General features: G+C 41.2%; 17 protein-coding genes. 7 read left to right on the top strand and 10 right to left on the bottom strand.

Annotated features, from left to right (window positions below; all coding sequences use genetic code 11):
• Window positions 1-70 precede the first annotated feature (70 nt).
• The 6 genes from H6G74_RS09325 to hisC form a co-directional block, all read right to left on the bottom strand.
• Window positions 71-214, bottom strand: coding sequence for a hypothetical protein (locus H6G74_RS09325; RefSeq protein ID WP_190967395.1), 144 nt, complete (start codon window positions 212-214; stop codon window positions 71-73).
• Between the two features lie 176 nt (window positions 215-390).
• Window positions 391-990, bottom strand: coding sequence for a hypothetical protein (locus tag H6G74_RS09320; protein WP_190967394.1), 600 nt, complete (start codon window positions 988-990; stop codon window positions 391-393).
• 77 nt (window positions 991-1,067) lie between these two features.
• Complete coding sequence (locus H6G74_RS09315; RefSeq protein ID WP_190967393.1) at window positions 1,068-1,532, bottom strand: cupin domain-containing protein; 465 nt, start codon at window positions 1,530-1,532, stop codon at window positions 1,068-1,070.
• A 1-nt stretch (window position 1,533) separates the two neighbouring features.
• Window positions 1,534-1,962, bottom strand: coding sequence for a GNAT family N-acetyltransferase (locus tag H6G74_RS09310; protein ID WP_190967392.1), 429 nt, complete (start codon window positions 1,960-1,962; stop codon window positions 1,534-1,536).
• Window positions 1,963-1,975: 13 nt separating this feature from the next.
• A complete protein-coding gene (locus tag H6G74_RS09305) occupies window positions 1,976-2,716 on the bottom strand; it encodes a class I SAM-dependent methyltransferase (protein WP_190967391.1) in 741 nt (246 codons plus the stop codon).
• 123 nt (window positions 2,717-2,839) lie between these two features.
• Complete coding sequence (hisC, locus tag H6G74_RS09300) at window positions 2,840-3,901, bottom strand: histidinol-phosphate transaminase (protein ID WP_190967461.1); 1,062 nt, start codon at window positions 3,899-3,901, stop codon at window positions 2,840-2,842.
• A 603-nt stretch (window positions 3,902-4,504) separates the two neighbouring features.
• Between hisC and H6G74_RS09295 the strand changes: the two genes are divergently transcribed.
• From H6G74_RS09295 to H6G74_RS09280, 4 genes are all read left to right on the top strand, one after another.
• A complete protein-coding gene (locus H6G74_RS09295; RefSeq protein ID WP_190690908.1) occupies window positions 4,505-5,227 on the top strand; it encodes a pyridoxine 5'-phosphate synthase in 723 nt (240 codons plus the stop codon).
• A gap of 188 nt (window positions 5,228-5,415) precedes the next feature.
• Window positions 5,416-6,135: an ester cyclase gene (locus tag H6G74_RS09290; protein WP_190967390.1), complete on the top strand. Its 720-nt coding sequence runs from the start codon at window positions 5,416-5,418 to the stop codon at window positions 6,133-6,135.
• A gap of 62 nt (window positions 6,136-6,197) precedes the next feature.
• A complete protein-coding gene (locus H6G74_RS09285) occupies window positions 6,198-6,527 on the top strand; it encodes an MgPME-cyclase complex family protein (RefSeq protein WP_190967389.1) in 330 nt (109 codons plus the stop codon).
• Between the two features lie 260 nt (window positions 6,528-6,787).
• Window positions 6,788-7,441 carry a hypothetical protein gene (locus H6G74_RS09280; RefSeq protein ID WP_190967388.1) on the top strand — a complete coding sequence of 218 codons (654 nt, stop codon included), beginning with the start codon at window positions 6,788-6,790 and terminating at the stop codon, window positions 7,439-7,441.
• Between the two features lie 55 nt (window positions 7,442-7,496).
• On the opposite strand, the gene H6G74_RS09275 is transcribed toward H6G74_RS09280, so the two are convergent.
• The 3 genes from H6G74_RS09275 to folD all read right to left on the bottom strand — a co-directional run bounded on the left by H6G74_RS09275 (window position 7,497) and on the right by folD (window position 10,272).
• Window positions 7,497-7,952 (bottom strand): divergent PAP2 family protein, encoded by a 456-nt coding sequence (locus H6G74_RS09275; protein WP_190967387.1) that lies wholly within the window; start codon window positions 7,950-7,952, stop codon window positions 7,497-7,499.
• Between the two features lie 381 nt (window positions 7,953-8,333).
• Window positions 8,334-9,263 (bottom strand): geranylgeranyl diphosphate synthase CrtE, encoded by a 930-nt coding sequence (gene crtE / locus H6G74_RS09270; protein WP_190967386.1) that lies wholly within the window; start codon window positions 9,261-9,263, stop codon window positions 8,334-8,336.
• A gap of 133 nt (window positions 9,264-9,396) precedes the next feature.
• Window positions 9,397-10,272: a bifunctional methylenetetrahydrofolate dehydrogenase/methenyltetrahydrofolate cyclohydrolase FolD gene (gene folD / locus H6G74_RS09265; protein ID WP_190967385.1), complete on the bottom strand. Its 876-nt coding sequence runs from the start codon at window positions 10,270-10,272 to the stop codon at window positions 9,397-9,399.
• 430 nt (window positions 10,273-10,702) lie between these two features.
• Here folD and H6G74_RS09260 point away from each other — a divergent pair, with 430 nt between their 5' ends.
• The 3 genes from H6G74_RS09260 (at window position 10,703) to bcp (ending at window position 12,242) form a co-directional block, all read left to right on the top strand.
• Window positions 10,703-11,083: a hypothetical protein gene (locus tag H6G74_RS09260; protein ID WP_190967384.1), complete on the top strand. Its 381-nt coding sequence runs from the start codon at window positions 10,703-10,705 to the stop codon at window positions 11,081-11,083.
• 18 nt (window positions 11,084-11,101) lie between these two features.
• Window positions 11,102-11,527 carry an NUDIX hydrolase gene (locus H6G74_RS09255; RefSeq protein WP_190967383.1) on the top strand — a complete coding sequence of 142 codons (426 nt, stop codon included), beginning with the start codon at window positions 11,102-11,104 and terminating at the stop codon, window positions 11,525-11,527.
• Window positions 11,528-11,762: 235 nt separating this feature from the next.
• Entirely contained in the window at window positions 11,763-12,242 is a 480-nt protein-coding gene (gene bcp / locus H6G74_RS09250) for a thioredoxin-dependent thiol peroxidase (protein ID WP_190967460.1), read from the top strand.
• A 124-nt stretch (window positions 12,243-12,366) separates the two neighbouring features.
• Here bcp and H6G74_RS09245 read toward each other — a convergent pair whose 3' ends face one another.
• On the bottom strand, window positions 12,367-15,840 hold the full coding sequence (locus tag H6G74_RS09245; protein WP_190967382.1) for a CHAT domain-containing tetratricopeptide repeat protein: 3,474 nt from the start codon (window positions 15,838-15,840) through the stop codon (window positions 12,367-12,369).
• Window positions 15,841-16,461: the final 621 nt, after the last annotated feature.

Raw genomic sequence — 16,461 nt, 5'->3', positions numbered from 1 at the left:
TATAAATTTATACTTCAGCCTATGATATGAAGAGTTTGACCAATTTGCCCTCAGTAGATGCCTAGATGAGTTAATTAATTTGCATAACAGCAAAATCTCCAGGCTGATAAAAATCTACTTTTTGACTTGTATTACTGGGAACTGACCAGCCTATCTCTGCAATTAAGCGTAAAACTAAAGTTAAAAGAGTTGCAAGTAAGAGTTTTTCTAGCATGACCCTCTCCCCCACATCCACAAGATAATCGAAACTTATACTTACAGTAAGTATAGATTATGATTACCCCAAAGGCTATGTTAGACTTACTTAAGTCTCAATGATTTATATCTGGTTTTTGTGTGATGTTGATCACATAATAGGTGGAGAATCACTAGCGAGGCGATCGCTTGCTTTTAACCTTGAACACCTTGAATTAAAATCCCTAAAATTTTATTTAACTCTTTAATATAATAGTTATTTAAATCAACCAATAAATTATTACCTTCTAGCTTTAGAAATTTCCAAATATCTCCTGTGGTGACTGCACCATAAATCGTTTTAATATTATTATCTTCCCGTTCATTAAATATCTGTGCTGCTAACATTGCTGCCATACATTGACCTAATCCACCTTTAATATTTTCATTCTTAGCTTCAACAATAATGACCACAGGTGCATTAATGGTTAACTGTTCTTTGGAACGGCTGATGACAAAATCACAATAACCATTCAAACCCTTTTCAGCATCAACATTAAAATCTGTTCCCGAAAACAAGCTTATCTGATAATTAGCACTGCGTCTGACTTCTAATAATATTGGTGTGATAATCATTTCCGAGCGAGCTTTTTCTGTATTAATTGCTAATGCTAACTCTGTTGTTTCAGCTAGGGTAGTTGTTAGTTGCTCGCTGATTTGGCTAGGTTCAATATGAAAAAACAAATCATTTTGTTCATCAATATGAATATTGAAGTCTTTTTTAAACTTAGTTAAGCTGAAATCACTATAAGCCATGAGAGTTTTCTGATAATTTATAAATGTCTCTCTTCCTTGTCTCCTTTGTTTACATATCAAATAAGATGGCTACATTATTAACTTTTATACAAAGTTCCATCTTTTGTGGTAAAAATTCGCTCACCATTCACACCATTTTTAGCAATTAAATCATCCTCTGGATAGTAAGCTTCATCATCAGGTGTTCTATCACCAACTTCTAAATAAACTACGATGTTCTCAGAGCGATTTACTAGCTGATGTCCATCTTCTTCGCCTGCGGGAAAACCTGCCATCATTCCTGGTGTGAGAATTTGTTTTCCTTCGTTGGTGACTAGTGTTACTTCACCTTCAATAATATAAATAAACTCATCTTGCCGAGTATGCCAATGTCTTAAGGAAGAACTACTTCCTGGGGCTAGGGTGACTAAATTTACGCCATAATTTTTTAATCCGGCGGCATTTCCTAATGCTTTTTTGACTCTACCAGCAACGCGATGTCGGAATTTTTCTGGATAAATTGAAGTTGTGCGGCTAGGAACATTATCTGGATTAATAATCATGTCATTTATCCTGATGTGAGTGGTGATATCGATACATTAAGTTTAGATTACCAACTTCTGTTGTGAAACCCCAACGTTGATAAAATGGCATCATTTCTGGCAAACAGTAAAGTGCAATTTGTTCGACTTGATGTAATTGGGGATGATGGACAATTGCATCCATTAACTTGGCACCAAGTCCTTGGTTTCTGTAGGCTGGTTTAATGATGACATCGTAAATGGTGGCTCGATAAACAAAATCAGTGAGAACTCGTGTAAATCCAATTAATTGTTCATCATTATCTATTAATCCTACAATAATATTGGAATTTTTAAGCATTTTGACAACATTTGAATGTGTCCGTTGCTGACTCCAAAATTCTTTTTGATATAACTCGACTAATTGATGAATTTGCTTTTCTGTGAGGGTGTCAACAAATTTGTAAGTCATGGGAAAATTATCTTTAATCAGGAAAGGGTTTACGTGCTATAAATGCCACGTTTCCTTTTGGTAAATAGAAATTACCATAATTGCGAGTTGTTTGGACACGAAAGCCAATCTTGCGTAAGTCTGTGGCTATTTGTGTGGCTCGGTATAACTGGACATGATGGATTTCTTCATCGCGTCTGTAGTATTGTCCGACTTGGCGAAAAGTGATGATGCGGCGGGTTAAAATATTTTGCGATCGCACTTCTTCTTTCTCAACTAAAACAACCCAGTCTTGTCCTTCCGTAAAATTTTTCGCCTTATTCCCGACGGCAATTTGTCCCGCTTCTACAATATCAAAAATCAAAACCCCACCAGGAACTAAAGCTTGATATATGCGCTGAAAAAGCTGAATTAAAGTCTGGCGGTTGTTGTCAGCATCAAACAAGTAACTTAAACATTCACTAATGGAAGTAACAACATGACATGGGGGAATGGCAATTTTAAAGACTGAACCAACATAAAATTTGGCCTGGGGTACTCTTTTTTGAGCGATCGCAATCATTGATTCTGAAATATCAACTCCCAATACCCGATAATTAGACTTGACCAGCTCATTTGCCCATAACCCACTCCCGCAACCCAAGTCTACGACTAAACCTGAGTTAATGTTGTTTTGCCGTAAAATTTCTAAAATACCGGGGGCTGATTTGAGCGCATAATCCCGAAAACCATCATCATGGATAAAGGCGAGGTCTTCTTTATACCATTCACTCATATATCGAACTGAGTTTCAGCAATTTATCTTATCGCAGGAGGCAGGAGGCAGGAGGCAGGAAGTAAAATCTTACTAGTCCTGTGATTCATGCTTTCAAGATATCCTATGCGACTACAGTTATATCTAAATTGTTTTTGAAAGTAATGCCTTAATGGCATTGACTAATATTTGATTTTGCTCATTTGTACCAATGGTGATGCGGAGTTTATCTAACAGTCCAGGATGGGGAAAGTAGCGGACGAGAATTTGTTGTTCTTTGAGTTTTTGATAGAGATATACGGCGTTTCCTTGGGGTGGCTGGACAAGTAAAAAATTGGTGTGCGACTCCCAAACCTGGAAGCCTAATTGTTGAAATTCTCTGGTGAGTTGGGTGCGTGATGCTTTGATTTTGGCTACGCAAGCATTTTTATAAGCTTGGTCGGTGATGGCTGCTGTGGCAACTGTACAGGCGATCGCATCAATGTTATAACTATCCTTAACTTTAAATAATCCCTGCAATATCTTGGGTTGAGCAATCCCAAAGCCCAAGCGCAAACCCGCTAACGAGTACCCTTTAGATAAGGTGCGGATAATTATCACATTCTCATATCTCTTGACCAAATCTAAAGCATCAACTTCCGCAAAATCTACGTAAGCTTCATCAATGACTAACACTCCAGATAACTGACTGGCGAGTTTTTCTAAGTCTGCGCTAGGAACAACATGACCAGAGGGACTGTTAGGTGAAGCAATAAATGTCACAGCCCCATCCACAGCAATTAATTCCGCAGCAGGTAACTTATAGTCTTCACCGTACGGAATTTCCACAACATCTGCCGCCTGCATCTCTGTGAGTGTACGATACAAGACATAAGTCGGTGTCGGATAAACTACCTTCCGTCCTGGTTCTGTACAGGCTCGTATTAAGACATTTAAAATCTCATCACTGCCATTACCAACAATAATCCAATCACTCGGCACTCCTAAAACCTGACTAGCAGCGTGGCGAAACTGGTCGCCAAAAGGTTCTGGGTAACGCCGCAACCACTCACCATCAATATTTTGTAGTGCAGCTAAAGCAGTTGGTGAGGGAGGGTAGGGATTTTCGTTACTGTTGAGTTTAATTACTTGGCTACCGCGTTTCGGCTGTTCACCAGGAACGTAACTAGCCATTGCATCAACATTGGCGCGAAAGAAATTGGACATAGCTGCGAGAAAGGTAACAGGGCAGAAATTGGTAGATTCACATCTTGCACCAAGCGGCTGAAGTCTCGGTTCATCTTGCACACAGACAAAACCCTTAATTTTCTGTTAGTCCGCCTACGCGGACTACTCTTAGGGTGGGTGACGCTTCTGCGTCGCTAACGCTGCGCTAACAGCAGTCATGAAGCATCTGGCGTGTGAATTCCATTCGTCGGGGCTAGGTGCAAGATTTGTGTAGACAAGTATTTTAGCTTGTGAATGAATGTCTGAACCAGATGAATGAGGATTTTTTCTGCATTAATCAAGCTTGAATACTCGTGAATGAGGATTTTTTCTCCCTACAGTGTATACACAAGTAGAATTACCCCCCTTAGTACCCCATGAGGCGATCGCCTTTATCGTGCCGAATGTATAATAACGTATATTTTTATACTTATAGAATGATTTTTGAAGAATTTTTCCGATAGGGCAAAAGGACAAGGGAGACAAGGTGGAAAAGGGGAAATTATTGTAATTTCTCCTCTGCCCTCCGCATCACTGCCTCACTTTACAACTCCGATTTCCGCTAAAATCAAGTTCGGAGGACTGTGAATCGGGAGACTAGGGTTGCCTACACTTGGAGTTAACATTGACCATATCGCCACCATCCGACAAGCGCGGCGGACAGTGGAACCAGACCCTGTGGCGGCGGCTGTGCTGGCAGAGTTAGGGGGTGCAGATGGAATTACAGTACATTTGCGGGAAGACAGGCGGCATATTCAAGACCGAGATGTGCGTTTACTGCGGCAAACAGTGAGAACACATCTTAATTTGGAGATGGCTGCTACTGAAGAAATGCTGGCGATCGCACTTGACATTAAACCAGATTATGTCACTCTAGTTCCAGAAAAGCGCGAAGAAGTCACCACCGAAGGCGGACTCGATATTGTTGGACAAATTGCTAGAATAGGAGAGATTGTCGATAAATTGCAGAGTGCTGGCATTCCTGTCAGTTTGTTTATCGATGCTGAACCTGCACAAATTGAAGCATCTGTCAAGGTGCAGGCAAAATTTATTGAACTGCACACTGGCCAGTATGCTGAAGCCCATGATGAAACCAGCCGACACAAAGAACTAGCGATTTTGGCTACAGGGTGCGAGCAAGCAATTAAAGCCGGACTGCGGGTAAATGCTGGTCATGGACTCACGTACTGGAACGTTCATCCAGTCGCCGCCCTACCCGGAATGGAAGAACTCAACATCGGTCATACTATCATCAGTCGGGCAGCCCTAGTCGGGATAGAAAGAGCAGTCCGGGAGATGAAACAAGCCATACAAGGAAATCAGTGAACAGTTAACAGTTAACAGTTATCAGTTTGTTATTGATAACTGGTCACTGACAACTGATAACTGATACTAGAGGGGTTGTAACTGCGAAATCCAGAAAAAAGTATGAAGTGTGAAGTGTGAAATAAGTATTTTCAGCCTTTATCCTTCAACCTTCAGCTTTGTTGGTTAAATTTTCAATTTAGACTTTTATGACCTCAACACAATCTCAAGACTTACCGCTTTGGGTACAGGATAGGGATAAAGTTATCGCCGCCAGCACTGATGCGGAGTGGCGTTATCAAACACCTCCTGATTATTCTCGTTCAAAAGAAAATCTTGCCAAAGAAAGTTTATGTAATCATGTTGAAGGATCGTTAGAGGCGATCGTGCAGAACTTGGTAAGAACCTTCGAGATGGAGGTATCATTCAAATCTAACCCCCAGCAGTGGTTATCGGTTGTGAGTGACAAGTTTCACGTTAGTACCAATGGTGGCCCTGAATATACCGCCGCAGAACTAGGCAACCAAGGTACTTACAATTTATTCATGGCTGATTCTGAACATTACAAAGCTTCCGAAGAAAGCTTTGAATCATCAGCTAAAATCTTCCACACAACATTTCCCCAAGGTTTTCCTTGGGAAGTGCTGGAAGTGTACTCAGGGCCACCAAATGTAGCATTCAAGTGGCGACACTGGGGACATTTTAGAGGCGAATACAAAGGTTATGCGCCCACTGGAGAGACAGTTGAAATTGTCGGGACGAGTATAGCTCGTGTCACCGATGATTTAAAGATTATTTCCGTAGAACACTATTTTGACAACACCCTGTTTTTAGAAAAACTGACAGCTGGTGGTAAACAAACAAATAGTGAAACTAAAGGAAGTCGTTGTCCCTTCAGTTCTTGGTTCCAAAGATTTCGGAAGAGTTAGTTAAATAGGGTACAGAGTTAATTCTGTACCCTGTTTAAACCGTTAGTAACCCAAGGATGAAAATGCAAACATATTATTACGTTTTAGCCAGCCAACGCTTTCTAGTCCACGAAGAACCTTTAGAAGAAGTGCTGAAAGAACGCACTCGCCATTATCACGAAAATGAAAAGCAAATTGACTTTTGGTTAGTACAACAACCAGCCTTTTTAGAAGCGCCAGAAATGGCAGCAGTTAAAGCTAAGTGTCCTACACCCGCAGCTGCGGTTATTTCGACGAATCCCCAGTTTATCACTTGGCTGAAACTGCGCTTAGAGTATGTAGTTACTGGTAATTTTAATGCACCATCTGTAACAATTCCCGATCCTTTGGCTTCTCTTGCGAGTGTTTCTTAAGCAAGAGTCAATAGTCATTGGTCATTAGTCATTAGTTTTGATATGGCAGTAGCCAAGTTGTTTAGGAAATCAGTAAATCAAAGACAGCAAAAAACTTTTAACTCTGTCATCTGTAACCTTTAACCTGTAACCTGCTATACAGTATGTTAGATTGTCTGACTGTAAGACAAGATTAATTTACAAATGACCAATGACAAAAGACAAATGACCATTGACTATTGACAAACTACTAAAATAGAATTTTTTTAAAAATCCAGCTTATGCGTCCCAACTTCGTGCAGAGAGTTCAGGTTATATCTGGTGGATTGGTAATTGCGATCGCAGGTTTAATCAATACTACAATTTCTGTTAACGCGCAACAAAAACTGCCTGTCTGCCAACCGCCAAATCCTGGAGAATATTTATTACTAGTAATAACACCCACGCCTGAGTATCAAAGGCAATTGCGGAGTGCTTTACCCAACGAAATTGCCACTACTAACTGTCAATACCTCACCGATACAGTCACGCGAATTGGTGGTTTTAACAAAATTGATGATGCAAATCGTTGGGCTAGGTACATCAATAATATTGTTGGTTTATCTGCCATTATCACAACCAAGCCTGCCGAAGTGGCTCAACAAGCAGCAACAACACCAACAGTTAGCTATAACCCCCAACCATTAGGACAAGGCTACGCCGTACTCGTAGATTACTACAACCGTCCAGAGCTAGCGAACAGCGTCCAGCAAGTTGTGGGTGGTAATGTTGGTTTTGCCTCTTACGGACAACGCCCTTATTTATTAGCAACTCACACTACCAACCAACAACAAGCATACAACACCCTACAAAAACTCAACGAACGCGGCTTTTTTGCCATCCTCGTTGATAGTCGCAAAGTCGTGTTACTGCGTTCCGCCGTCAAAGTTCAGTAGTGTTAGGAGAGAAGGAGAGAAGGGGGACAAGGTGAGTATTGACTTTGATCCTTAACTAATAAGCTGTCCTGGCTAACCAGTAAATTGTGACTCCCAAAGCTGAACCAGCGATGACTTGTACTGGTGTGTGTCCCAGTAACTCTTTGAGTCGGTCTTGGCTAAACTCGTGCTTTTCATCAAATAATTCCGCAATCATTTGATTCAGAATTCGTGCTTGTTTACCAGCAGCTTGGCGGACTCCAGCCGCATCGTACATCACGATGATGGCAAACACTGTAGCTAAGGCAAACTCCGGGGATGCCCAACCGACAGTTTGTCCGATACCTGCGGCTAAGGCTGTCACTAAAGCTGAATGGGCGCTAGGCATACCGCCAGTCGTGACTAAAACACGGACATTCAGTTTTTGATTTTTGACGACATCGATAACCAGTTTCAAAGCTTGAGCAATGAAACAGGCTACCAGGGCTACCAGCAGCACCCGGTTGTTTAATATATCGGCTAAGTCCTGCATGGTGTTTTAGTTCAGTTAGTTAAAATTAGCGTAATTATTTTGTAAGTAAAAATTTAGACGCAACCCAAAATTCTAAATCTCAAAAGGAACCATAGCAAAGTGCTGAGGAGCCAGTGTGTTGCTTTGGTTTTCAAAGTTGTAGCAACTGGCGTTGCTGAGGATAAACTCAGTGTTCTCAGGAGTTTCAGCCATAAACATAGTTTTAATCTATGCTTTGACTGCTCGAATTCCAAATATTGTGTGAGGTTTTTGGAGTAGCCTATTAGTCAAGACTATGAATCTAACTTTTGTAAAATATTCACTGAGAAGTGACTTAACTTCCAGTAATGCTGATTCACCACAAGGTAGCGGCTCCAAAATTTAAAATCCAATTGCTGTGTCCTAGTTATTGCGATTCACAATAAAGTGGGCTATGGCTTTGAGTGGTTGTGCCAGACTACCATAAGGTTCTAATTCTGCACAAGCTGACTCAATTAGTTGTTGAGCTTTAGCGCGTGATTCCTCAATTCCCCACAGGCTAGGATAGGTAACTTTTTTGGCTACAAGGTCTTTACCAGCAGTTTTACCTAATTGTTCTTGAGTGGCAGTGACATCCAAAATATCATCAATAATTTGGAATGCCAGACCGATGTTTTGTGAGTAGCGAGTTAATCTTTGTATGTCGTCTGCTGCGGCTCCGGCTAAGATACCACCACACACGACGCAAGCTTCCAAAAGGGCAGCAGTTTTATGGTTATGAATAAAGTTGAGGGTTTCGAGGGAAATATCAGATTTACCTTCTGACTCCAAATCTACCACTTGCCCACCAACTAAACCTGCTGCGCCCAAAGCTCTGCCTAAGCGAGCAATTACCTGCAAAACTTTATCTCTAGGAACATTTTCTGGTGTTTGAGTGGCAACCAGTTCAAAAGCAAAGGCGAGTAAGCCATCGCCAGCCAAAATGGCAATATCATCCCCATAGACTTTGTGATTCGTCAATCTACCACGACGATAATCATCATTGTCCATTGCTGGTAGGTCATCGTGAATTAATGACATTGTGTGAATCATTTCTACAGCACAAGCTGTAGGCATAGCCATTTCGATGGTACCGCCCATCATTTCACAGGTAGCAAGGCAGAGAATGGGACGTACCCGCTTACCTCCAGCTAGGAGAGAGTAGCGCATTGATTCATAAATTGTTTCTGGATATATGACGGGCATAGATTTATCCAGAGCAGTATCACAAAGCTTTTGACGTTCTTTGAGATAAGCGGCAAGGTTAAAGGTTGCTGTTTCTGGCATCTTCTGAAGGTTATCAGCTGCTACCATTCTTATAATTCCTTCAATTTTTGGCTTTTGGCTGTTTGTCTTATACGTCACAATTTTACGGGGCTTTGGTGCTGAAAAGTTATGCAGGATGAATCGGGAGTTAAAAATTCATAACTGATAACTTTTCTTTTGACTAGCTTGTAGCCCGCAAATAGCTAGTAAATGTGTTTTGCAATAATATGGCAACGGTCATAGGGCCGACACCACCAGGAACTGGGGTGAAATATTCTGCCACACCTGCAATTGATTCCAAATCGACATCGCCGACTAAGCGACTATTGCCATTGGCATCAGTGACGCGGTTCATCCCCACATCTACCACGATCGCACCCTGTTTTACCATGTCGGCGGTAATGAGTCCTGGACGACCAACGGCGGCGATGATAATATCGGCATTCTTGGTGATGCTGGCAAGATTTTGCGATCGCGAATGGGCAATGGTAACAGTAGCATCCGCTTCTAGTAGCATCAAAGCCATTGGCTTCCCTACTAAAATACTGCGCCCTATCACCACTGCATTTTTTCCCCGCAGAGGAATATTATATTCTGCCAGCAAGTGCATGACTCCCGCAGGAGTGCAACTACGTAAACCACTTTCACCGCGTACCAATCGCCCTAAATTAACTGGGTGCAGTCCATCCGCATCTTTATCGGGATGTATTTGATGTAACAAGAAGACTGCATCTAAATGGTCAGGTAAGGGTAGCTGTACCAAAATTCCATCAACTCGTTGATCTTCGTTGAGTTCGGCAATCACCGCCTCTAATTCTTGTTGGCTAGTTTCTTGAGGAAAATGCTTACCAAAAGAAGCAATACCCACCTTAGCGCAGGCTTTTTCTTTATTGCGGACATAAGCTGCTGATGCGGGGTTATCACCAACCATCAACACGGCTAAACCAGGAGGGCGGCCTACTTTGGCTTGTAATTGGTGAATTTGGGTTTTAAGTTGCTGGTGAATTTTTGCTGCTAACGCTTTACCATCAAGAAGTTTGGCAGTTGTTGTTTCCATGAGAATCCTCAGAAGATTCGCCTCTAAAATCCAAAATGTAAATTGTCTGTAGCGGAGTCAACGGTTTGAAAGGTTTTTGGCTGTTAATTGTTGTTGCACCTCTTTTACCACAAGACCATACTTGTTCATCTTCTCAGATCCCTTGTCGAATCTGACGGATAAAACTATGAAATCTTAGTGGGAGGGAGTGGGGAGTTGGGAGTTGGGAATGGGGTGTAGGGGGCTGGGGGCAAGGGTGCAGGGTGCAGGGGGTTGAAGAGAGGAGAAATTACAATCATTTTCTCCTTGTCTCCTTGTCGCCCTTGTCTCCTTTCACTTCTCCTTCACCAAAATCATCAACCAGGGAACAGGGAAGGGCTAAAAGTCAACAGGTAATAGTAAAACAGAAGGAAAGTTTTCTACTCCCAACTCCCCATTACTTATGAGACGGATGCACAAATCGCCAAATTATTACCGTATACTTTGCTATTTTGTCCTAGTGGCGGGGCTTTCTAGTTGTGCGGCTTGGAGACTGCCAGAAATCAAAGGTAGCAATTTTATCTTTGGTAGCAATGTGACTCAAATTGCTGACATTCAAGCCAAACCCAAAAAACCGGATACTGTGTATATCCAAGGTAAGGTAGAAAAGCAAGTACCACTGATGAAGCAGTGGGCGTACCAAATTGATGATTCTACTGGCAAAATTTGGGTAATTACTAATCAAAGCAATTTGCAAAAAGGCACTCAAGTCGTATTAAAAGGTAAAGTTAGCTACAAAAGTATCCCTATCGCTGGGCAAGATTTTGGCGAAGTATATATAACAGAAGAGTAATTTTTAAGTGTCAATTTTATGACCAATCAATTACCAGAAGTAGCGATCGCTATTCTTTACCAAGACAACAAGTATCTCATGCAACTGCGCGACAATATCCCCAATATTCCGGCTGCCGGTTGCTGGGCTTTTTTTGGCGGACACATCGAACCCGGTGAAACACCAGCCGTCGCCGTCCAAAGGGAAATTCTGGAAGAAATCGGTTATCGTTTGCCAACATTCGCTGAATTTGGCTGTTACCCTGATGAAAAAGTCATCCGCCATGTTTTTCAAGCGCCTTTGTTGGTAGATATTAATCAACTAGTACTCAATGAAGGCTGGGACATGGGACTGTTAACAGCCGAAGACATTCGCCGTGGTAATTGTTACTCAGCTGTAGCCGGCGAAGTTCGACCATTGGGGACAATGCACCAAAAAATTATGCTGGATTTTATGAGTAAGTAAAGTGCTGAGTGCTGAGTCCTGGATTTCTCACAAGAGAGAAATCCAGGGGTGTGGGAAGGGTGGGAGGTGTGGGAGGTGTGGGAGGATGGTGAAGAAATCTTTCCCCCCTCTCTTCCCACACTCCCCACACTCCCCAAACTCACCACACCCGCTACCCATACGTGAGAAATTCGGGTGAGTGCGATCGCCAAATTTAGGTAAAATTTTGAGGCGATCGCTATTTTTTAGTCATACCATGAGCAACATTCCCCAAGCTGGACAACCTGCCCCCACTTTTTCTACACCAGACCAAAATGATCATTTAGTAAGTCTAGATGATTTTAATGGTCAATGGATTGTCCTTTATTTTTATCCTAAAGATGACACTCCTGGTTGCACCACAGAAGCCCAAGACTTTACCCAATTAAATGCAGAATTTAGCAAATTGAAAGCTAAAATCATCGGCGTAAGTCCCGATTCGATTAAGTCTCATTGCAAGTTTATCAACAAACATAACTTGTCAATTACCTTGTTGAGTGACCCAGAACATCAACTAGCAGATTCCTATGGTGCGTGGCAATTAAAAAAGTTTATGGGTAAAGAATATATGGGAATTGTGCGCTCCACTTTCCTCATTTCCCCAGATAAAATCATTGCTTATGCTTGGCCAAACGTCAAAGCCAAAGGTCATGCTCAAGCTGTACTTAATAAACTATCAGAATTAGCAAATCATTAAACGTTTAACAGCTGATCATGTCCAGCAAATCAATGATGATTTAGCATCTGTGCAGAAAGACAAAACTCTTTCTCACTCTGCCCCCTGCGGTCTTGATGATATTCTTTTACCGGACACGATATTATTATTTCCACTCACCTTGTAAGGTAAAACCAGCCCAATAATAAGGTGCAGAATAATTTTCATCTCGCCACAGTTCTAACCTAGCTTCTCGCAGTGCCGCCGCCGGGGTTAATTCTTGTTTGAGAATTTTAGTATAAAATGCTTTCATCAATTGGGATGTCGCTTCATCATCAACATTCCATAAACTGACTAACACACGCGGACTCCCAGCGTACATAAATCCTCTGGCTAATCCTACTAATCCTTCGCCTTTGATTTGTTGGCTTAAGCCAGTTTCGCAAGCACTGAGGACAATTAATTCTGCTGGTAGTTTGAGATTAAAAATATCTTGCAATCGCAAAAAACCATTTTGCAACCTTCCTTTTTCGTCAAATAGTGACAGTACTACACCAGATAAAGCCGGATTTTTGGTATCTAAAATGCCGTGGGTGGCAAAATGAATAATGCGGTATTCACTCAGCTGAGAACTAGTGGCAAAAGTTCGGTTAGCTGCAAAGTCTAATGCTTGCAGAGTGAGAGATTTGGGGACTAAAGCTAAAATTCCCTCGGCTTCTTGGCGAGTGAAAGATAAACGCTCAAAAGAGAAATTAGGGTTGATGAAGGGAATGTTTGGCTTGGGTATGGGTTTATGGATAATTCTAGTCAGGCGTTCATCATCATAGCTAAATACAGCATCTGCAATCACAGCTAAGGTTTTAGGCGGTATTTTGCGTTCTTTGTGTTCGCGCCTGATGACTGCTAGAGTAGAAGCGGATGGTATATAAAGAACTTCGTTGCTTTCTAACAGAGGTTTGATGTTTTTACCTGATGTTCCGGGTTGAGGTAGTGCAGAAAATGGTAGATATTGTAATGCACCATCACCAACAATTACCAGGCGCTTGTTTTTGATTTTTGCTGCGACTGGTTCTAACAACATTTGATTGAGTTTTTCTAGTACTTCGTAACTACTAAAAGCACCTAAACCAGAACTTGCATCGATTTTTATATTGGCTGTCAGGTTGTAGTAACGTATTTTCAATAAATAGTTAAATTGCTTAACGACTTTTTCAATTTCTGCGCGTTTAGGTAACTCATAACTACTAATACTATTTTTACTAACTGCCCATAAATAGCTGCGTTCTTCACCCAAGGCGTATTCTAATAACAGTGTTTCTTCATCTAGTACTTGCTGTTGAATTTCTTTGAGAGAAAGGGGTTGGGGTTGAGTGAGTGCCGCATATTTGGGACTGGTAAATCTAATTTTGGCTTGGACTTCTTGATATTCTTTGAGAAGTGAAGTTAATTCGTTTTCTAGGACTTGGGCTTGTTCTGGTGTGTATTGACCACTGTTGTAAAGTTCTAAACGCAGTTTCTCTGTTGCATTCAATCGTTGTTGCAAGTTTTGTTCGGTTTCTAGTAATTTAGGTTCCACACCTTGACGAATATTAGCATTAGCTTCTGTGAGTAGTTCCAACAAACTGCGAGAACGATATTTTTCACTGTTTTGTAATGCTAACGCATCGTAGCCTTGCTGGGGATATTTTTTATGCAACTGCATTAATAAATCATTGGCAAACTCGTAAATGGTTTGTTGGGAAGCAAAATAAGATGTACGTAGTTGTTCGTTGGTAATTTTAGTCCGTAGGTTTTCAATAATTTTAATAGCTGCTTCAACTTTAGCTAGGGATTCTTGGAAATTACCTCTATTACGTTCTAAATAAGCAATGTTATAGAGGGTGATGGCCTCCCCGGCTTTATCTTTCATTTGCTGTCTGAGGGGCAGTGATTGATTGTAGTATGCTAAAGCTTTTTGTGTGTCTCCAAGCACAGTGTAGACACCGCCAATGTTATTTAGGGTTGTTGCTTCTCCGGCTTTGTCTCTGACTTGCCGTGATAAAAATAAAGATTGGTTGTAGTATTTGAGTGCTTCTTGTTTTTCGCCTAATGAGTCATACACACGGCCGATGTTATTCAGGGTAACAGCTTCGCCTGTTCTATCCCCGACTTGCCGTCTCAAGGGCATTGATTGATTGTAGTATTTGAGTGCCTGCTGTTTGTCTCCTAATAAATCGTAGACACGGCCGATATTATTTAGGGTAACTGCTTCGCCTGTTTTATCTCCAATTTGCCGCCTCAAGGGTAGAGATAGATTGTAGTATTTTAAAGCTTGCTGTTTATCTCCCAAAGTAGAGTAAATACCGCCAAGGTTGTTCAGGGTTGTAGCTTCGCCGGCTCTATCCCCTACTTTTTGTGATAAAGCTAGGGATTGATTATAAAATTCCAGCGCCTGCTGTTTATCTCCTAACCCGTCGTAAACTCCACCAATGTTATTGAGAGTAGTAGCTTCGCCTGTTTTATCTCCGACTTGTCGTCTTAAGGGCAAAGACTGATTGTAGTATTTGAGTGCTTGCTGTTTGTCTGCTAGAGAATCATAGACACGGCCAATATTATTGAGAGTGACTGCTTGTCCAGTTTTATCTCCGACTTTTCTGGATAAGTTCAAAGACTGATTGTAATGGTTGAGTGCTTGCTGTTTGTCTCCTAACGCATCATAGATCCCAGCAATATTGTTGAGAGTGATGGCTTCGCCTGTTTTATCGCCGACTTGCCGTCTTAAAGACATAGATTGGTTATAGTACATTAATGCTTGGTGTTTATCTCCTAACGCATCATAGATTCCACCAATGTTATTGAGAGTGACTGCTTGCCCGTTTTTATCTCCGACTTGTCGTGATAAAGGTAAAGATTTGCTGTAGTATGTCAAAGCTTGCTGTTTGTCTCCCAAGGCATCGTAAACACCGCCGATGTTATTGAGAGTGATTGCTTCTTGAGCTTTATCGCCCATTTTGCGGGAGATGGGTAGGGACTGATTATAATATTTCAGTGCTTGCTGTTTTTCTCCCAAGGCGTTGTAGACATTACCGATGTTATTGAGGGTGATTGCTTGCCAGATTAAATCTCCTAGTTGTTGTGATAGAGATAAAGACTGGTTATAGCAATCCAATGCTTTTTTTTTGTCTCCCAAGGCATCATAAACGCCACCAATGTTATTGAGAGTGACTGCTTGACCGGCTATATCTGTGATTTGCTTTGTCAGAGATAAGGACTGGTTGAAAAATATTAAAGCTTGTTGTTTATCGCCTAAAGCATTGTAGATAAAACCAAGTTCGTTAAGTGTGGTGGCTTGTTGTTTGATATTTCCAGTTTGTTGCCAGAGTTTTAAGGCGGTTTCAAATTTAGCGATCGCTTGCCTAAAAGATGTTGCTGTTCCTAGCTTGAGCAATTCTTCTCCTTCCTGAAATATTTGCTCGGCATTAGAACTATTAACTACTGATGAATCTATTTGTGCTTGTATGGTAATTTTAGGGGCATAATCTCTAGCAGCTACACCTGATTCAGCAAAAGTTGTGATGCTGACTAAGAGAAGCGAAAGGTGACTGGTAAACGCTACTAAAAATCTTCTTGGCTTCTGGTGACGTTCGATTCTCTTAGTCATAACAGCGTTTTTTAACAAGAAGTTGTGTCTGCTTCACTATACTTTTAAGCATTGGCAAGCTGGAAATTTTTAATGAAAAAACCCAACTATAGATAGATGACATTACTATTTTTTGTGATTTCAATAGGGAACAATTGCTTTAAATTTCAAAACTGGAATATACTATCACCTATCTCTGAAAAATCTTTGTATTAGATATCACTTCATCTACGCTCCACAAACTCACTAAGACTCTAGAATCAACCGCATATATTCATCTACTTGTCAAGCCTACTAATCCTTGTTTTGCCGTAGCGTGGGTTGCATTTTGTGTTTCTGTATGCGGTTTTTAGGCAATGTTTCCAAAACTTAGTGCTGAATGCTGAGTACTTTTTCTTACTCAAATACTCTAGCACTCAGGTAAAAGCTCTGCTCTTTGTGGGCGGAATCTTTGTATCCGGGAGAAAGTTGATACCACGCTGAATTGTGGGCAGTCTTTTAACTCAACACTCTTCATTGCATACTTCTATGTGATGTGATGGCTGATGTTTTTAATAGAAGTTTTGGCTTTCACTCAGAGGTACTGAGGTGCTGAGAGTGAGAGTTGACAAAAAGGCATATTGCTTTCTCATTTTGGCAAAA

This window comes from Nostoc spongiaeforme FACHB-130 (assembly GCF_014698475.1).
Lineage (GTDB): Bacteria > Cyanobacteriota > Cyanobacteriia > Cyanobacteriales > Nostocaceae > Nostoc_B > Nostoc_B spongiaeforme.
This window is presented reverse-complemented; position numbering and strand designations above follow the sequence as displayed.